This is a genomic window from Prosthecobacter debontii (assembly GCF_900167535.1).
GTDB classification, from domain to species: Bacteria; Verrucomicrobiota; Verrucomicrobiia; order Verrucomicrobiales; family Verrucomicrobiaceae; genus Prosthecobacter; species Prosthecobacter debontii.
The window spans coordinates 1-16,570 of record NZ_FUYE01000032.1 but is presented as its reverse complement, the minus strand read 5'-3'; the positions used below and the strand labels follow the sequence as shown (position 1 = coordinate 16,570).

General features: G+C 55.6%; 14 protein-coding genes. 7 read left to right on the top strand and 7 right to left on the bottom strand.

Annotated features, from left to right (window positions below):
- The coding region (locus B5D61_RS27275; RefSeq protein ID WP_139373505.1) for a transposase at nucleotides 1–326 on the top strand (326 nt) is incomplete at its 5' end.
- A gap of 57 nt (nucleotides 327–383) precedes the next feature.
- Here B5D61_RS27275 and B5D61_RS25085 read toward each other — a convergent pair.
- Nucleotides 384–1,094 carry a hypothetical protein gene (locus B5D61_RS25085; protein ID WP_139373504.1) on the bottom strand — a complete coding sequence of 237 codons (711 nt, stop codon included), beginning with the start codon at nucleotides 1,092–1,094 and terminating at the stop codon, nucleotides 384–386.
- 111 nt (nucleotides 1,095–1,205) lie between these two features.
- Nucleotides 1,206–1,796, bottom strand: coding sequence for an LURP-one-related family protein (locus B5D61_RS25080; protein ID WP_078816179.1), 591 nt, complete (start codon nucleotides 1,794–1,796; stop codon nucleotides 1,206–1,208).
- 137 nt (nucleotides 1,797–1,933) lie between these two features.
- Here B5D61_RS25080 and B5D61_RS25075 point away from each other — a divergent pair, with 137 nt between their 5' ends.
- Nucleotides 1,934–2,260: an H-type lectin domain-containing protein gene (locus B5D61_RS25075; RefSeq protein WP_078816178.1), complete on the top strand. Its 327-nt coding sequence runs from the start codon at nucleotides 1,934–1,936 to the stop codon at nucleotides 2,258–2,260.
- Between the two features lie 137 nt (nucleotides 2,261–2,397).
- A complete protein-coding gene (locus B5D61_RS25070) occupies nucleotides 2,398–5,538 on the top strand; it encodes a PVC-type heme-binding CxxCH protein (RefSeq protein ID WP_078816177.1) in 3,141 nt (1,046 codons plus the stop codon).
- 7 nt (nucleotides 5,539–5,545) lie between these two features.
- Here the strand turns inward: B5D61_RS25070 and B5D61_RS25065 are convergent, their stop codons facing one another.
- Together B5D61_RS25065 and B5D61_RS25060 are read right to left on the bottom strand one after the other, a co-directional pair.
- The gene (locus B5D61_RS25065) at nucleotides 5,546–6,988 is read right to left on the bottom strand and encodes a DUF2868 domain-containing protein (RefSeq protein ID WP_078816176.1); all 1,443 of its coding nucleotides are present in this window, start codon (nucleotides 6,986–6,988) and stop codon (nucleotides 5,546–5,548) included.
- Between the two features lie 11 nt (nucleotides 6,989–6,999).
- Nucleotides 7,000–7,425 (bottom strand): DciA family protein, encoded by a 426-nt coding sequence (locus B5D61_RS25060; RefSeq protein WP_078816175.1) that lies wholly within the window; start codon nucleotides 7,423–7,425, stop codon nucleotides 7,000–7,002.
- 306 nt (nucleotides 7,426–7,731) lie between these two features.
- On the opposite strand from B5D61_RS25060, the gene secA reads away from it, so the two are divergent.
- From secA to B5D61_RS25045, 3 genes are all read left to right on the top strand, one after another.
- Nucleotides 7,732–10,962, top strand: a complete 3,231-nt coding sequence (gene secA, locus B5D61_RS25055) for a preprotein translocase subunit SecA (protein WP_078816174.1) — start codon at nucleotides 7,732–7,734, stop codon at nucleotides 10,960–10,962.
- 27 nt (nucleotides 10,963–10,989) lie between these two features.
- Nucleotides 10,990–11,466: an iron-sulfur cluster assembly scaffold protein gene (locus B5D61_RS25050; RefSeq protein ID WP_078816173.1), complete on the top strand. Its 477-nt coding sequence runs from the start codon at nucleotides 10,990–10,992 to the stop codon at nucleotides 11,464–11,466.
- A 159-nt stretch (nucleotides 11,467–11,625) separates the two neighbouring features.
- A complete protein-coding gene (locus tag B5D61_RS25045; RefSeq protein ID WP_176159667.1) occupies nucleotides 11,626–12,654 on the top strand; it encodes a lipid A deacylase LpxR family protein in 1,029 nt (342 codons plus the stop codon).
- A 52-nt stretch (nucleotides 12,655–12,706) separates the two neighbouring features.
- Here B5D61_RS25045 and B5D61_RS25040 read toward each other — a convergent pair whose 3' ends face one another.
- Both B5D61_RS25040 and B5D61_RS25035 read right to left on the bottom strand, forming a co-directional pair.
- Nucleotides 12,707–13,162 (bottom strand): hypothetical protein, encoded by a 456-nt coding sequence (locus B5D61_RS25040; RefSeq protein ID WP_139373503.1) that lies wholly within the window; start codon nucleotides 13,160–13,162, stop codon nucleotides 12,707–12,709.
- 5 nt (nucleotides 13,163–13,167) lie between these two features.
- Nucleotides 13,168–14,799 carry an AAA family ATPase gene (locus B5D61_RS25035; protein ID WP_078816170.1) on the bottom strand — a complete coding sequence of 544 codons (1,632 nt, stop codon included), beginning with the start codon at nucleotides 14,797–14,799 and terminating at the stop codon, nucleotides 13,168–13,170.
- Between the two features lie 102 nt (nucleotides 14,800–14,901).
- Between B5D61_RS25035 and B5D61_RS25030 the strand changes: the two genes are divergently transcribed.
- Nucleotides 14,902–16,104 (top strand): glycosyltransferase family 4 protein, encoded by a 1,203-nt coding sequence (locus B5D61_RS25030; RefSeq protein WP_078816169.1) that lies wholly within the window; start codon nucleotides 14,902–14,904, stop codon nucleotides 16,102–16,104.
- A 137-nt stretch (nucleotides 16,105–16,241) separates the two neighbouring features.
- On the opposite strand, the gene B5D61_RS25025 is transcribed toward B5D61_RS25030, so the two are convergent.
- Nucleotides 16,242–16,570, bottom strand: a 329-nt coding sequence (locus tag B5D61_RS25025; RefSeq protein WP_139373502.1) for an IS630 family transposase, incomplete at its 5' end; no start/stop codon positions are given.

Below are 16,570 nucleotides of genomic sequence, written 5' to 3'. Positions count from 1 at the left end.
CAGCTTTTGTCACTTACATTGAGCAGGTGCTCTGCCCGACGTTGAGATCGGGAGATATCGTGGTCATGGACAATCTGTCGGTGCATAAGAGTCCAGAAGTCCAGAGGCTTGTCGAGGCGGTGGGAGCCGAGGTGCGCTTCCTTCCAGCTTACTCGCCGGACCTCAACCCGATTGAGAAGATGTGGAGCAAGATCAAGAACTCGCTGCGCAGCCTGGAGGCCCGCACACCGGAGCAACTAGATGCAGCCATCAGCGTAGCGTTCTCAAAGGTCACCGCCAAAGACGCCATGGGTTGGTTCGCTTCTTGCGGTTATAGTATTATTTAATATGCTCTAGTCAGCCGCTATCAGAGAGTTGATCAGCCTAACCAAATCTGGCGTCATTCACTTCCCCTTCCCTTTGGCAATGCCGGGGAAGGAGTCGATAAAGTGCTGAAAGTAGGTCGGGCGTTCCTGGCCATCGAGTGTCTTCAGTGGCAATGCGACTAAAAAGGCCGCGGTGATCAGCCACAGGAATCCGAGCCAAACCCCATATGCCATTATCCGGCTCCGATTCGGTTTGGGAAGATCCATGTTATTGACGTCGACAAAGTCATGGTCGTTCGCATCCACCGAACACCATTCCAGAAACCGCGCCCACGGCTGCCCATCCCGCACCTGAAGCCCGAAGATCTCATCCAGATCACGAAGGTAGGCCCGATGCACCACGATCTGGGATTCATCCAGGATCGCTCGGGCAAAAACCATCCCCGACATGACCGTGAGCATGAGCATCAGCAGGAGCGGATACACATCCGGCATCAAGGCCGGCCCCTGGGTGGCTAAAACGAAGAGTCCCGCAATCACCGTCACATAGAGGGCCGTCATTTGTGTCAGGATTACCCAACGCCGACGGCTCCGAACCCGAATCTCCTCATTCACCGCCTTGCGCACTTCCACGTAGATCTTGAAATGCTCCGCCGTGTTTTCAAACCCCGGCACCGTCTCCTTCCCGCGCGGAGCCGGGATGTAACGCGGCCCAGCCGGTGCTTTCGCCATCGAAGCAGGGGGCTTGAAAAGACTATTCGTCAGAGGAGAAGCGGGAAACGAGCTCACGGGAGTAAGAGAAACAGAGGTTGCTCGCTACAGCAATTCAAACGCCAAGCATTCTGCATTTCCGAACCCCTCCTCGTTTGCAAAAATGCGAGACCTTCACATGTCACCACCTCACCCTCTCCGGCGCTCCAGCAAATTCATCATGAGGAAGGACAGCATCAGCACTGTCTGCTCGTCCTCGGAGGCATCGCCCACTTGGGTGAGACTGAAACGCCCTTCAAAGAACGCGCTCTCTTTGGTTAAGCGCAACACGGGGCTGCCATCCACACGAGTGGCTAAGTAGCGCGGGTGAAACATGAAGCCGCTGAAGAGGCCGATGATGGGCAGCTCACCGATGAAGCCATCCATCAGCTTAGCCCCCGGATTTTCCTCCCGAATGGTGAAAAGCACCGCACGTGAACCCGGAGCAAAGACCTCATAATGCGCACGCCACAGGGAGCGAAAACCTCGCCTGCCTACCGAACCGATTTCCCGACCGTGGGCATCACGGAAGGTATAACGTGCCGACCAATCGATCATCCGATCCGCGTCGATGGTCGCCAGCAATTGGCTGCGGTTATCGTCCGTATACACCTCTACCTTTTCGCGGAGTCGGAGGAACTTCTGCTTCACATACCCCAGCGTATGACCACTCCCATTCTCCACATAGATCTGGGGCGTGAGCGCGATGAGCTTAAACCGGAAAGTGATGGGGTAATCCATGACTCCAGAGAATGCCGAGTCTGCTCACAATCTCATCCGAAAAGTGAACTTCTCAAAAAACCCAGTTCGTGACGCCATCTTTAGATTTCCAGTCGAGCACCCGGCCTGATTGTTGCTAGCCTTGCTCTTCTCTGACCATGAATACATCCTCCCTGCCCTGGAAAGTTCTCTCTGCTCAAGCCGGTGCCAGCGTTTTGACGGATGGCTGGAACTTGGCCACCCTCGAGGCCGATGTCGAAGTGACCCGCAGCTTCAGCGTTGAAGTCGTGTTCGATGCCCCATTCCAATCCGCCCCAGTCGTCCACATCGGTCTGACAGGTTTTGATGTCGATCAAAGGGACAGTGCAAGACTCAAGGTTCAGGCAACTTCCATCTCCGAGTCCGGCTTCAACGCAGTCATCTCGACTTGGTCAAACACCCGTGTTTATGCTGTGGAGTTTCAGTGGATGGCTATTGGGGCTTGAAAAAAGCTAAAATTGAACCCGTTGCTCACCTGAGAAACGTTTCGTGAATTGTCCGGTTTGATGGGCATCTGCGGGATAGGTGGTGACGCAGTCCTTGAAGGTTCATCCTCAGGACAGGCGTTTCCTTTCTCTAACCTATGCTGAAGCATCTTATCGTCATCCTCTGCGGCCTTGGCTCCCTGCTACAGGCTGAGGTGCCTCTGGAACTGAAACCCAACACACGTTTGTGTTTGATTGGCAATTCATTGTTCGACCGGATGCGCGATGACGGCACCTTTGAAGCACTGCTTCAGCAACATTTTCCCAACCACCACCTCGTGGTGCGGAACCTGGCCTGGAGTGCCGACGAGGTGGCCCTGAGACCTCGTCCGGACGGTTTTGGTGATCTCAATCAGCACCTCACTGAACATCAAGCCGATGTCATCCTGGCGGCTTTCGGCTTCAATGAAAGCTTCAAAGGTCAAGCCGGTCTGGCCGAGTTTGAGACTCTCCTCAAAGCCTTCTTAATCGAGCTCAAGAGTCACCGTTACAATGGCCACTCAGCGCCCGAAATCGTCCTGGTGTCGCCCACTGCGGCGGAGGCTCCTCATGAGGATCTGAATGCTCAGATTCAGCTTTACAGCGAGGCCATGAAAAAGGTGGCCGCGGCAGAGGGAGTGGACTTCGCAGACGTCTTTACCCCTGGATTTCATACACCTTCGGAGTCACAGACCCAAACCACCCACACCATCAATGGAGTGCACCCCAATCAAAAAGGTTATGCCGCTTTCTCAGAGACTCTCTTCCGCGAGTTGTTCCAGGAAACAGCGCCGAAATTGAATGAAGCGGTGCGAGAGGCCGTGGTGGAAAAGGAGACCAAGTTCTTTCAGTATTATCGCCCGCTGAACTACTACTACATCAAAGGTGGCCGCGCCAAACCCTATGGCGTGGTGAATTTCCCCAACGAGTTGGAGAAGCTCAAGCAGATGGTGGCCAATCGAGATCAACTCATCTGGGATCTGGCTTCGGGCAAGACTCCAGCCCCCAGGGTCGCCTTTGCCGAGGGAGAAATCCAGAAACTGGTGGATGACTCGAAAACGCTACCCCTCCCTGAGATCACGGGTGACAGACCCATCAATGAATGGATGAGCCCTGAGGATGAACTGAAAGCCTTCAAGATTGATCCTCGCTTTGAAGTCTCTCTGTTCGCCAGTGAAGAAGACTTTCCCGACCTGTTCAAGAAACCCATCGCCATTCGGTTCGATACCAAGGGGCGTCTCTGGGTCAGCACCAGCATCACCTATCCGCAAATTTTACCCGGTCATGTGCCGGAGGATCAGATCCTCATCTTGGAGGATACCAATGGTGATCACAAGGCTGATAAATGCAGTGTCTGGGCGGACAAGCTGCATATCCCGCTCAGCTTTGAGTTCGGTAATGGCGGTGTCTATGTCTCGGATCAACCGAACCTCACCTTCCTCAAGGATACCGATGGAGATGGCAAAGCGGACTTCCGTGAAAAGATCCTCACTGGCTTCGGCACGGAGGACAGCCACCACGCGCTGCATGACTTTGCCTGGAGTCCCGAAGGGGATCTCATCTTCCGTGAGAGCCTCTTCCATCACAGCCAGGTAGAGACGCCTTACGGGCCGGTGCGGGCCCGTGAAAGCAGTTTCTTCCGATACACTCCAGCCACGGGTCGTTTGCAGACCTTTGGCAGCTACCTGAGCACCAATCCCTGGGGCATCACCTTTGATGATTGGGGTTTCCATGTCGGTAGCCATCCCATCTTTGCGGCTGCCGTTCATGCGCTCAATCCGCCTTACCCTGAGATCCATGTGCCAGCGGGCAGCTACTTCCCCGCCTACAGTGGCACATGCGGTCATGAGTTCCTCACCAGCTCTCTTTGGCCAGAGTCACTGCGTCATCAAAAGCACTTCATGAAAGTGCGCTACAAGCCCACCAACGAAGTGGAGTTGCACGAGTGGGTTCAGCAAGACAGCCACTTTGAAGAAAAGAAAGTCGGCATCGTCTTCCAAAGCACCAACCTCAGCTTCATCCCTGTCGATATTCAACAGGGGCCCGATGGAGCCATGTATGTGGCGGATTGGTACAACCCCGTTAAAGGTCACATGCAATACTCTCTGCGGGATACCCGCCGTGATAAAAAGAGTGGGCGCATCTGGCGAATCACGGCCAAAGACCGCCCCATGGAGGAGGCGCCCAAGATTGCAGGAGCAAGCATTCCCGAGTTGCTCAATCTGCTGAAAAGTGAGAACGACCGCACACGCTACCGTGCCAAGGAGGAATTGAGGGAAAAAGACTCCACCGAAGTACTAGCCGCCTTGCGGGAATGGCCGCGGCATAACGACCAGACCGCCAACCTCAATCATGACCTTGTGGAGAAACTCTGGTTATACCGCAGCCTTCGTTTTGGTGGCCACCCCACCGAGGAAGCCATGAAAGAGGAAGCTGCACTCATTCGCACTCTCGCAGAAAACAAAGATCCCAAGGTCCGCGCCAATGCAGCCCGAGCTCTGCGGTGGATTCCTAATGAGTGGACAGCGGAAAGCACGGATCAGCCCTCCTCTCTGCGCCTGCGCACGCTCCAATCAGCCGTCAACGACCCCGTCGGCCTCGTCCGACTCGAGGCTGCCATCGCCGCCAGCTACATCGGCACACCAGAGGCCCTGGAAACGGTGTTGGATCTCCTCAAGCATCCGATGGACGACTACCTGACCTATGCTCTGCGCACGGCGCTGGACAGCTACACGCTCCAGCCTTTGTGGAAAAGCAACACCGCATTCATGACCAAGCACCCCGAATTGGAGATCTTCCTGAAGGCCTCCGAACCGAAAAAACCCACTTGGCTGAGCAAAAAGAAGAAAGCCGGAAAACCTGACCCCTTTGACAGTCAGCTAGGCCTGCAACTCTTCACCATCAAAACGATCCCGGAAAGGCTTCTCTTCGATCTTCGTGAATTCAAGGTCAAGGCAGGCAGCCCCGTAAAGCTGGTTTTTGAAAACCCGGACGTCACACCACATAATTTGTTAATCGTGCAACCCGGCGCTGCCGATGAGGTCGGCATGGCAGGCAATGAAATGGCCAAGTCTCCTGATGGCATGAGCAAAGGCTTCATCCCCGATCATCCCAAAATCCTGCACCACACCAGAATGCTGATGCAGGACGAAGCCGAAACTCTCCGCTTTAAAGCCCCAGACACGCCTGGTCGTTACCCCTACATCTGCACATTCCCCGGTCACTGGCTCGTGATGAAGGGGGAAATGATCGTGGAATGATGCAACGCTATGAACCTGCGCGTCGTGCCGCCACGATGACCTCATCAGCGGCACCGTGCAGCATATCCGTCCACAGCTTTTCGCGGCTCGCCATCTTATCTGGCGACCAACGATTGCCAATGCTCGTGGCATCCAAGAGAACCACGAGTTCCGCATCCTGCTGTTGAGCCGTTAGAGCCAGTTTCACATCTTGCATGAAGCGCCGCTGTACTTCCGCTTCGGGAGTCGTTGCGAGATTGAAGACCACCACCGTCTTCGGACTATGGGGTTTCCATGAAGCCGCAAATTCATCTTCTTCCCCGAGCGGGACGTGAATCATCTCGGGCTCGATCATGGCCCCAAAACGTTCACGCACACCGCGGGTCCAGACTTCGCGATGCGCGGGGGAAGCATCCGTAGCATGGATCAGGATGGTGATGATCTCCTGCCCACCTTCGACAGAGCGCAGAGTCCGTTTCAGGTAAGAGCGCCAGCCGAGATGGCGCACGCGCTTAGCCAGCACCATGTGCGCACGCCAGACGGTCAATCCGGCAAGCAGAAGCCGCGGCACCATGATAAACAGAAAAAGCGTGCCCGCATAGAGATGAATCCACGGCAATGCAGGAGCGGGGCTCGCCGTCACGCCCCCCGTGCGGTGCATCGCCGGGAGCTGATTGAGGGGCAGTTCCAGTTTTAAAACCTGAGCAGCAGGCTGAAACAACGTGCCAAAGAAAGTCTCCGCGCCGGACTCCGAAAGTAAGGTGCTCTCCCATACCGCACGATATTCCTGAGCCCAGCCACGCGCATACAATCCGGCAACGCTTCCGAGGGCCAACATCGCCGCTGCCACATGCATCCAGGCCCGCAACCGCCGCTGCAGCCGCTCCATGGCAGGGGCTCCAGCCAGCAAGGCAAAACGCTGATCCACCGTCAGGCCCGTCAAAGTTTCTCCATCGCCCGAGCGTTCGTTATTGACCGGCGAAACCACTCTCGAGAGCCATTCGACAAAACTTCCACCTTTGGTTGCCTGCGGAGCGGGCATCAGTTCCCAGATCAGTGCCAAGATCATCACTACCGCATTCCACAACAGCAATCCCACGAGGGGTAATGCCAGCAGATTGAACTCGGCTGACTGTCCTAAACCAGACAGCGCATAGCCGATCACCAAAGCCAGTGCCCAGCCTGCAACCGCCCACGACCAGCGGCCACGAACCGTCACCAGACGATCCATGACCCGGACCAGAGAGCCACTCCAGCCAATCACTTCCCGCTCCAGCCATTGAGCCCTTTTATGTAAAAACGCGGCTTCTCGTGCATTCACAGGCTCGCCTTTGACGTCATCTGCGAGGAGACCTCCCCGAGTCCGCGCCGTCGCCTCACGACGCCGTTCCTCAGACAATATTGCCCCGTCCGCATCCCCTTCTTCTAGGGCGCGCCAGCGCAGGATGCTCTGCCAGTCATTCCAGTCCATGCGCGTCGTTCTCAGCCGTGTTTCAATCGAATATCCTTAATACCTAAATTCTTTAGCTTGGCTTGCAGCCGTTTCAAGATCCGAGGGCGCTCCATGGCCAAAGCATGGTGAATCGTGGGTTGTAAGACCCGAACCATTAAAACGCCTCGCTGAATGGAATCTGGGCGAGAATGCTGAAACAAGAAATCACCAACGATCTCTTTCCAAGCAGAGAGAATCTCTTCTAGTTTTAGTCGATCCCCAATTCCCGCTTCAGCAACGATCTTCCCGACCAAGTCTGCCGCAGAAAATGTGGGCAGATTCTGGAGAGGCCCATCCTCCACCCCACGCCACGCCGCGATGAGAGCGTGCCGACGACGCTGCGCGAAAGTGGGAAAGCGATTGGACATGTCCGAATGATGCGCGGGCCGAAGGAGAAATGCCAGAGGGAAATCCATTCCATGGCGCGATTCCTACTCATTCGGAGTTGCTTGCTCCATCAGCCGTTTGAAAGCTCAACCCATCGCAAAAAATCGGCGGATCGGCGATGATTTGACGTCCTTCACACACGATTCTTTGCGCCTGTGACGAGGGCTATCGACGTATGATTTGCTCCAGGCTGCCTGGATAAGGGTATATTTCTTGACCTGAGAGGCGGAGAAAGCCCTCCTCGCTTGCCAAGTCGTGCATCCTCTCCAAAGTAGGCAGCCCGACTATTATCCCGCCAGGGATCATGGCCGGTTTCTTCGTCTTCTTTTCCCGTTATGTTCGAGTGGATCATCAAAAAAATCATCGGCACGAAAAACCAGCGCACTGTCAAGCGCTTGCAACCGGTCGTGGCCGAGATCAATCGCATCGAAGCTCAGCTTCAGAACGAATCTGACGATGCTCTGCGCGAACGAGTCGCCCGCTGGAAGGAACAGTTTCGGGCCTTCCACACTCCACGATTCCTGGGGGGGGTTTCCCTTCGCATTGCCGATGAAGAAACGGTCGAAGCCTGTCTGCGCCACATCGCAGGTTATTTCGCTGCGCTGAAACCGCATTTTCCGTCCTTGGACGGCAGCTATCTGGCCGAAGAGGCTTGGAAATCCGCTACTTTCGAAGACAAAAAAGCCCGAATCGACACGGCCCGCGAAGCCTGGAATGAAATCCAGCCCAAGTTTGCCGCCATCATCGCCAAGATCCTCAATGACATCCTGCCGGAAGTCTATGCGGTGGTGAAAAGCGCCGCCCGCCGTCTCTGCGGTCAGGAGCACATGGTCTGCGATACCCCGCTGAAGTGGAACATGGTTCACTTCGATGTGCAGCTCATCGGTGGTATCGCCCTGCATCGCGGGATGATCGCTGAGATGGCCACAGGTGAAGGTAAAACCCTCGTAGGAACACTCCCCGTGGCTCTCAATGCCCTGACGGGTCGTGGCGTCCACGTCATCACCGTCAACGATTACCTCGCTCGTCGTGACTCCGAATGGATGGGGTACCTCTACAAATTCCTCGGCCTCACCGTGGGGTGCATCCAGAACGACCAACCGAGCCACATCCGCCGTGACCAATACACGGCTGACATCACCTACGGGACGAACAGCGAGTTCGGCTTTGATTACCTGCGTGATAACGGCATGGCCTCCAGCAAGGAGCAGCAGGTGCAGCGTGGTCACTACTTCGCCATTGTGGACGAAGTGGATTCCGTGCTCATCGATGAAGCCCGCACACCGCTCATCATCAGTGGTCCCGTGGCGGGTGCCGAAAGCACCCACCAGTATGAGCGCTACAAGCCTCTGGTCGAACAATTGGTTCGCCGCCAAAACACACTCTGCAACAGCCTCGTCGCCGAAGCCAAAGAAGACGCTAAAAATGGTGAACTCGAAGTGGCGGGTCGCAAGCTCTATCAGGTGAAACTCGGGCAGCCGAAAAACCGCGCCCTCATGCGCTGTATGGAAGATCCCGAGCTTCGCCGCGCCATTGAGAAGGCCGAGCTAAAAATGTATGAGGACACTCAGAAGAAGGACCTCTTCGAACTCAAAGAAGGCCTGTTTTTCTCCATTGAAGAGAAGAGCCATGATGCCGATCTGAGCGAGAAAGGCCGTAACTTCCTCAGCCCAGACGAGCCCGATGCCTTCGTGCTTCCAGACCTTGCCACCATCTACTCAGAAATCGATGGTGACCCATCCCTGACGGATGCTCAGAAGGTTCAGAAGAAGAACGAAATGCAGGATCGCCTGTCTCACCAGGGCCAGCGCATCCACCAGATCAGTCAGCTTCTCCGTGCCTACTGTCTTTATGAAAAAGACGTGGAGTATGTGGTGGAAGAAAACAAGGTCGTCATCGTGGACGAACAAACCGGCCGTAAGATGGCGGGTCGCCGCTGGAGCGATGGTCTTCATCAGGCGGTGGAAGCCAAGGAAGGCGTGCAGATCGATGCCGAGACTCAGACTCTCGCCACCATCACCATTCAGAACTACTTCCGCCTGTATGAAAAACTGGGCGGCATGACTGGCACCGCTGAAACCGATGCCGCTGAATTTCATGACATCTACGGTCTGGATGTGCTGACCATCCCCACCAACCGCTCGGTGCGCCGCGTGGATCAAAATGACAGCATCTTCAAGACCCGCCGTGAAAAATACAATGCGGTGATCGAGATGATCAAAGAGCGCCATGTCAAAGGCCAGCCCATGCTGGTCGGCACCGCCAGTGTGGAAGCTTCCGAGACTGTCAGCCGCATGCTTAAGCTCCAAAAGATCCCGCACTCCGTGCTGAACGCCAAGTATCACCGCCAGGAGGCCGAGATCGTCGCCCGTGCTGGGCAGCGCGGAGCCGTCACCATCTCCACCAACATGGCTGGTCGTGGCACGGACATCAAGCTGGGGGAAGGCGTGGGTGAACTCGGAGGTCTGCTCGTGCTTGCCACCGAGCGCCACGAATCCCGCCGGGTGGACCGTCAGTTGCGCGGTCGTTGCGCACGTCAGGGTGACCCAGGTGAAAGCAAGTTCTTCATCAGCTTTGAAGACGATCTCATGCGCAATTTCGGCGCGGCGGATCGCATGACCAAAATCATGGAACGCTTCGGTATGGCCGAGGGCGAAGAGCTTCAGCACCCATGGTTGAATCGTTCGGTCGAAACCGCTCAGAAGCGTGTCGAACAGCGCAACTACACCTGGCGTAAGCGCGTCCTGGAGTATGACGATGTCATGAACCAACAGCGTGAGGTCATTTACGAATGGCGTAACGATGTGCTGGAGAGCAACGATCCACGACTGCTCATCAATGAAGCCGTGGAAAAAGGCCTCAAAGAACGCATGGAGGAATTCCTTCCTAAAGAAAAAGGCGGGGACTTCGTGCCGGATTATGAGAACCTGCTGCAGTGGGTGAACACCACCTTCCCGATCGGCCTGCGTGAGTTTGATGACGAATTCAAGGCCCTGGATTTCGAAGGCCAGTTTGAGTTTCTCAAAGACAAGATTTTCAGCGCCTACGACATCAAGGTGAATGGCGCCAATCCTCAGGCACTCCAAGAGATCGAGAAGATGATTCTGCTGAATGCGATTGATCGCCTGTGGCAGGAACATCTTTATGCCCTGGATGCCCTCAAAGAAGGCATCAGCCTGCGGAGCTATGGTCAAAAAGATCCTCTCATCGAGTTCAAGCAGGAAGCCTTCACCATCTTCTCCGACCTGATGCGCAACATCAATGGTGAGGTCCTGGGTAATCTCTTCCGCAGCACGCAGCAGCTTGCAGCTTTTGAACAGTTCCTGGCCCAGATCGCCATGATGCAGCAGTCGGGTTCTCTTCCCGCACCTCAGCCCCAGCAACAGCCTGCGGCTCCAGAACCCGCACCTCAGCCAAAGCCCCACAATCCTGCGGCGGATGGTCCGAAACTGATTCTTCCTTCGGCCATGCCTGCTCGTAAACCGATGGCGACAGTAGGCCGCAATGACCCTTGCCCTTGCGGAAGTGGCAAGAAGTTCAAAAACTGCTGCGGTCGCCTAGCTTAACATCGAATTGCATTAACCACCACTCTCATGGACGAAACGGCTCTCCAATCTGCTCTTTCCAATCCCCAAAACCTCGGGGAGATGCCGGATGCTGATGCCGTGGGCACCGTAGGTTCTCCTGACTGCGGTGACATGGTCCGCATGTGGCTCAAGTATAGGGAGAAAGATGGCAAGAAGGTCATTGATAAAGCCAGCTTCCAGAGCTTTGGCTGCCAGACCGCAATTGCTGTAGCCAGCCTTGCCACCGAGCTCATTCGTGGCAAAACGAAGGAAGAAGCCCTGAGCCTGAGTGCGGAAGAACTCAGCGCTCCGCTGGGGCCACTTCCACCCATGAAGATTCATTGCGGGCAGATGGTCGAAGGCGCCCTCAAAGCGGCACTGGAGTCTGAGACAGCAACGGCAGAGGCTACATCGGTGACGTTGCCAGATTCGACAGGCACGTTGGTGGATAGTCTCAATGCCGCAGGAAAAACCGCCGGCAAGATCAAGATTGTTTTGCACTGATTGTGCAAAACGCATGGGATTAAATCCATGCAGAACGCCCAATGCACGGCCTCGATAACAGTGCATAGATCGCTCTCCCTGCGATAGGGAGCAGATTTTCGCGCGGCACGGCCCTTGCAAAGGGGGATGAGTCCAAGGTCAATCAACCTCATACTCCCTATGAAATTGCTCACCAGCCTCGCTGCGATCGTTCTGGTCGCTTCCGCTTTGCCAGCCCAAGAAATCGATCCCAATCGATTCGGCACACTAACGTTCTACTTCGAGAACGATTTGTTCGGCAGCACCGATGAAAACTACACCAACGGTGCACGCATCAGTTGGACCTCGCCCAATCTGAAACGCTTCGGCGATGACTCGACCGCTGGCGGGTTGGCGGGTCTTTTTGATGATGTGAGTTGGACGGGAAACTCCACTTATGAACGTAACGTCGCCATCTCCATCGGTCAGAGCATGTTCACACCGCGTGATGTCGATTCTTATGACCTTGTCAAAGATGAACGTCCCTATGCCGGCTGGCTTTACATGGGGATGGGCCTGATCTGGAAAAATGACCGGGTCAAAAACAGCCTCGTCTTTAACATCGGCGTCGTCGGCCCCTGGTCCTTTGCGGAAGAGACTCAACGCCTCGTTCACGAAGCTCTCGACCAAGACTATCCAAACGGATGGGATAACCAACTGCACAATGAGCTAGGTATCACCGTTTCCTATGAGCGTATGTGGCGTATCCGCGACCGCGAAGACAATCATGGCTTTGACTGGGACATCCTCCCCTACGCAGGGGTCACGCTCGGTAACGTCATGACCCATGGCTCACTCGGCACGGAACTGCGCTGGGGGTATAATCTTCCTGATGACTTCGGCACAGGAGCCATCACTGAAGCCTCTACCACACCGACTGCAGTGGAGAGCCCTTATTTGGCCAAATCCTGGAATCGCCGTTTTGGCTTTCACTTCTTCGTCCGGGCCGAAGGCCGGGCCGTTGCACGCAACATTTTCCTGGATGGCAACACGTTCACGGATAGCCATTCCGTGGATAAATACCCCTTTGTCGCTGATCTCTCCGCCGGTTTTGCCATCAACTGGAAAAACACCAAGCTGAGCTACGCTTACATCTATCGCACCAAAGAGTTCCGTGGTCAGGAAGACGAGCAGATCTTCGGTTCGATCACGCTCAGCTTCAATTTCTAAACGCTTTGTTGGGTCGTCATCGAGGTGAACGAAGGCGCGTTGTCGTGTTCGTTCACCCTTCCTTTTGTAAGGGTGGGCTGGGCTCCATCGACGCAGGCAGACTGGCTCCGCCTTCCGGCTGCGCATCCTTAACCATCAAGGCACCGAGGCAAGCCACCCAGGCAGCAAGTATACCACTGAAGGGCTCGAATAAAATCCCCGCCCAGGCCAGCGAAACCGTCAAACTCACGGTCAAATAACTCAGACCTAACAAAAAGGCGATCTTACGCCACAGAGCCTGCATTTCCAGGCCTACCCAAGCGCAGAGAAACGCATAAACCGTGTAGCAACCGTATTGCAGCCAAAGGCATGGTTTAATTCCTCCCGCAGGTAAGACAATGAGGCGTGGTAATGCCTTTCCTAACCAAGCCGCAACTTCGGGGAAGAAACCGAACTGATAGAGAGCGAGCAACGGCACACAGACGAGAATACCGATGAACATGATGCTGGCGCGATGACGAGGTGCCATGAAAATCAAATGGGGGTAGAATCAGACTGACGATACGATGCCACGACCAGATCACTCAAGAACTTATCGGGCCGCTCCACGGCTTCGCGGTCAACGTGAAACGCCTTTTGCCCCGTGCTCCGTGAGACGAGCTGTAACCCGAAGGGGTAGTCCTTAAACAAACGGTCGCACAGAGCATCCACGCTGATGCCCTCTCGCTCAGCTCTCAGCACCAGTGCTTTCACCGCCCCGGCATCGAGAACCAATTCCAGACCATGCTCACGGGCAAAGTTTGCCGCGAAGGCATGAACGATGTCCGAGCGGGCATCATTACCAAACGCCTGCGCATCGGAGCGGCAGCGCTCCAGAGCCGTTTTTGGATCTTTGACCAAAGTAGCATCCACAATCAAGTCCGGAAGACCAAGGCTCGGCAGCTCGAATTTGAAATCGCGGAGCACCTTTTCCCAGGCAGTGACCAGTCCACGTGCGCCCGTCTTCTCCTCAGCCGCGCTCTCAGCCACGGCACGCAGGGCATCGTCTTCGAAGACCGTCCTCACCCCATACGCGTGGAACTCACGCTCATACTGGCGGATAAGACTCCCCTCACTGTTCTTCATGATCTGGAAGAGATCGTCCGCACTGAGCGTGTCACAAAACACCCGCACCGGTAGACGCCCGATGAATTCCGCCTCGAACCCGTAATCGATAAAATCTCGAGTGCGGGCATCACGCAGCATATCTTCCGGCTTCACCTTCTCAGCCATCATGGCGCCAAAGCCGATGGAGGCCTTGGTTTGACGTTTTTCAATGATCTTCTCCAGGCCTGAGAAAGCTCCGCTGACGATGAAAAGAATGTTACGTGTATTGACCACCTCGCGTCCGGTGCGCCCCTTGCGGGTATCGAACATCATCTGCATCTGACTGCGCATGTCGTTAGGCGCATAGAGTGGCACTTCGGTCTCCTCCATCAGTTTCAGCAGAGCGGTCTGCACCCCACGTCCACTGACATCCCGGCCGATGCGCCCCTCACCTCCTGTCGCCAATTTATCGATCTCATCCAGATAGATGATGCCGTGCTGTGCCAGCTCGACATTCCCACTGGCCTTAGCCACCAGATCCCGCACGAGATCATCCACATCAGCGCCCACATAGCCGGTTTCGCTGAACTTGGTGGCGTCCGCCTTCACGAACGGCACCCCGATCAAGTCGGCGATGTGCTTCACAAGATAGGTTTTCCCCACCCCGGTCGGGCCTGTGATCAGGACATTTTGTTTGGTGAATTCGAGAGGCGAGGCGCCTTTCTGCTTCCGGTGCTCTCGGAGCATCCGCGCATGGTTGTAGTGATCACAAACCGCTGTCGCCAGCACTTTCTTGGCCTCGTCTTGGCGGATGACGAAACGATCCAAGTAAGCTTTGATATCCGCAGGTCTGTAGTGAAAATCATACGTCGCGGTGGCTTCTTCTTCCACAGGCGGGCCTTCTTCGGGCGTCTCCGCTGGAGCCATCCCACCGAGGCCTGGATCGATACGTGAGAACACCACCTGCCCTCCTAAGCTGTTCTTGATGAAGTCCTCCAGCTTCTTCGTGATCTCGTCCGGCGAGGGAGGAGATGACGGAGACTGGGGAGGATTGGGTGGGTCCTGGGGGGTATCACTCATGTCGAAATCTTCGCGATTCAGCGGGGAAAGACAATGTCTTATTGGATATTCCCTATTCGACATGGCGCATTCCCTGCGCTTATGGAATAGCTTTCGTCGGTTATGTCTCCTGCCATCCTGAATGTGTTCAACCGTTACCGTTTCCCGGGCGGGGAGGAACATTCCGTCGAGAGGATACGTGCGCATCTGGGCATGCGCTACCCGATGACGCTGTGTTCTTATGAGAGCCAGGAGTGGACGGGACCGCAGGCCCCTAGCACCTTTTCTCAGGCTTGGCGCTTGTTTTACAATCCTGAGGGCAAGCGGCGCTTCGAGGCCTGTATCGAGCAGGGGCGTCCGGCAGCAGCCGTATTCCACAATATCTATCCGGTCGGCTCACCCGCCCTCTACCGCAGTGCGAGGCAGCGTGGCTTACCCGTTCTACAGTACTTACATAACTACCGCCCCTTTTCCGTCGGAGGCAGTCTTTATTCCCGAGGGCAGTTGCTGCCTGATCCGCTCTATGGCAGCTACCGGACCGAAGTCATGCAAGGTGCCTGGATGGGCTCTATCACCCGCAGTGCGGCCATGGCTCTGCTGCTGAAGCTTCTCCACGCCAGCGGCTGGCTGAATGCCGTTCACACCTGGATCGCCATTTCCGACTTTATGCGCGAACGATTGGTCGAGGCCGGAGCGGTTCACCCAGATCGTATTGTCACCCTTCGTCATGCTTGGGATGCCCTTCCTCAAGCCCCCGAGAAACAGGATGCCGGTTATTATCTCTTCCTGGGCCGTTTGATCGAAGAAAAAGGCATTCCCACGCTCTTGACCGCTTGGGACCAACTTTACCAGAAACTCGGCAAGGCGACCCCTCGTCTGCACATTGCGGGGGAAGGCCCCTTGGCAGGTTTGATCACGGAACATTCGCGCCGCAATCCCTACATCTGCGCCTTGGGTAAGGTGGGCGGTAACACGAAGGCGGATCAACTCCTGCGTTGCCGTGCTGTCGTGATTCCCTCGGTCTGGTGGGAACCGCTCGGCCTCGTCACGTATGAGGCCTACGATTACGCCAAGCCAGTGCTGGCCGCACGATCCGGCGGCCTCACTGAAACCGTGATTCCTGGGCAGACTGGATTCCTCCACACACCCGCCGACGTCGAAAACCTCGTGCAAGATGTGCTGACTCTTGAAAGTATGGCACCGATTCAACGCCTCACCATGGGGGACCGAGGCCGCCACTGGCTGCGAACCGAGGCCCATCCCGAGGTGTGGTTAAACCGCTTCGATAAAATTCTCCAGCATGCGCTCAGCAAAAAGCCGAGGTGAAGATGTTCTAGTGTGCTGTCAGACAAGTTCCCTGCATAAATATTGGACCGTTCCGAGGATTAAATCAGCCGGGGCAGTCCAAGTGAAAGGCTTGGGCTTTCCATTGTGCTCCACTAGATAGTCACGGAGGGCCTGCTCTAGTTGAGCCACGCTACGCTGTGAAAGCTGCTGCGACGCAGCTTGCGCATCGTCAAATCGGAGAAGAAACGCTCCACTTGGTTTAGCCATGAGGAATAGGTGGGAGTGAAATGCAGCTGCCAGCGTGGATGGCGAGCAAGCCACGCTTTGACTGCTGCAGTGCGATGCGTGGCATAGTTGTCGAGAATGGCGTGTATTTTCAACCCTCTAGGCACCTGCCTCTCAACAGTGCGCAAGAAGCTCAGAAACTCCTGCTGTGTGTGCTTTCGATGTGTTTTGCCGATGACTTCACCGGTGGCCACATTGAGCGCAGCAAACAGTGAGGTGG

What these genes read in the sequence shown, in the direction of transcription:
- B5D61_RS25080 (WP_078816179.1), bottom strand. Translation starts at nt 1,796, where the DNA reads ATGGATTACCCCATCACTTTCCGGTTTAAGCTCATCGCGCTCACGCCC.
- B5D61_RS25075 (WP_078816178.1), top strand. Translation starts at nt 1,934, where the DNA reads ATGAATACATCCTCCCTGCCCTGGAAAGTTCTCTCTGCTCAAGCCGGT.
- B5D61_RS25070 (WP_078816177.1), top strand. Translation starts at nt 2,398, where the DNA reads ATGCTGAAGCATCTTATCGTCATCCTCTGCGGCCTTGGCTCCCTGCTA.
- B5D61_RS25065 (WP_078816176.1), bottom strand. Translation starts at nt 6,988, where the DNA reads ATGGACTGGAATGACTGGCAGAGCATCCTGCGCTGGCGCGCCCTAGAA.
- B5D61_RS25060 (WP_078816175.1), bottom strand. Translation starts at nt 7,425, where the DNA reads ATGGATTTCCCTCTGGCATTTCTCCTTCGGCCCGCGCATCATTCGGAC.
- secA (WP_078816174.1), top strand. Translation starts at nt 7,732, where the DNA reads ATGTTCGAGTGGATCATCAAAAAAATCATCGGCACGAAAAACCAGCGC.
- B5D61_RS25050 (WP_078816173.1), top strand. Translation starts at nt 10,990, where the DNA reads ATGGACGAAACGGCTCTCCAATCTGCTCTTTCCAATCCCCAAAACCTC.
- B5D61_RS25045 (WP_176159667.1), top strand. Translation starts at nt 11,626, where the DNA reads ATGAAATTGCTCACCAGCCTCGCTGCGATCGTTCTGGTCGCTTCCGCT.
- B5D61_RS25040 (WP_139373503.1), bottom strand. Translation starts at nt 13,162, where the DNA reads ATGGCACCTCGTCATCGCGCCAGCATCATGTTCATCGGTATTCTCGTC.
- B5D61_RS25035 (WP_078816170.1), bottom strand. Translation starts at nt 14,799, where the DNA reads ATGAGTGATACCCCCCAGGACCCACCCAATCCTCCCCAGTCTCCGTCA.
- B5D61_RS25030 (WP_078816169.1), top strand. Translation starts at nt 14,902, where the DNA reads ATGTCTCCTGCCATCCTGAATGTGTTCAACCGTTACCGTTTCCCGGGC.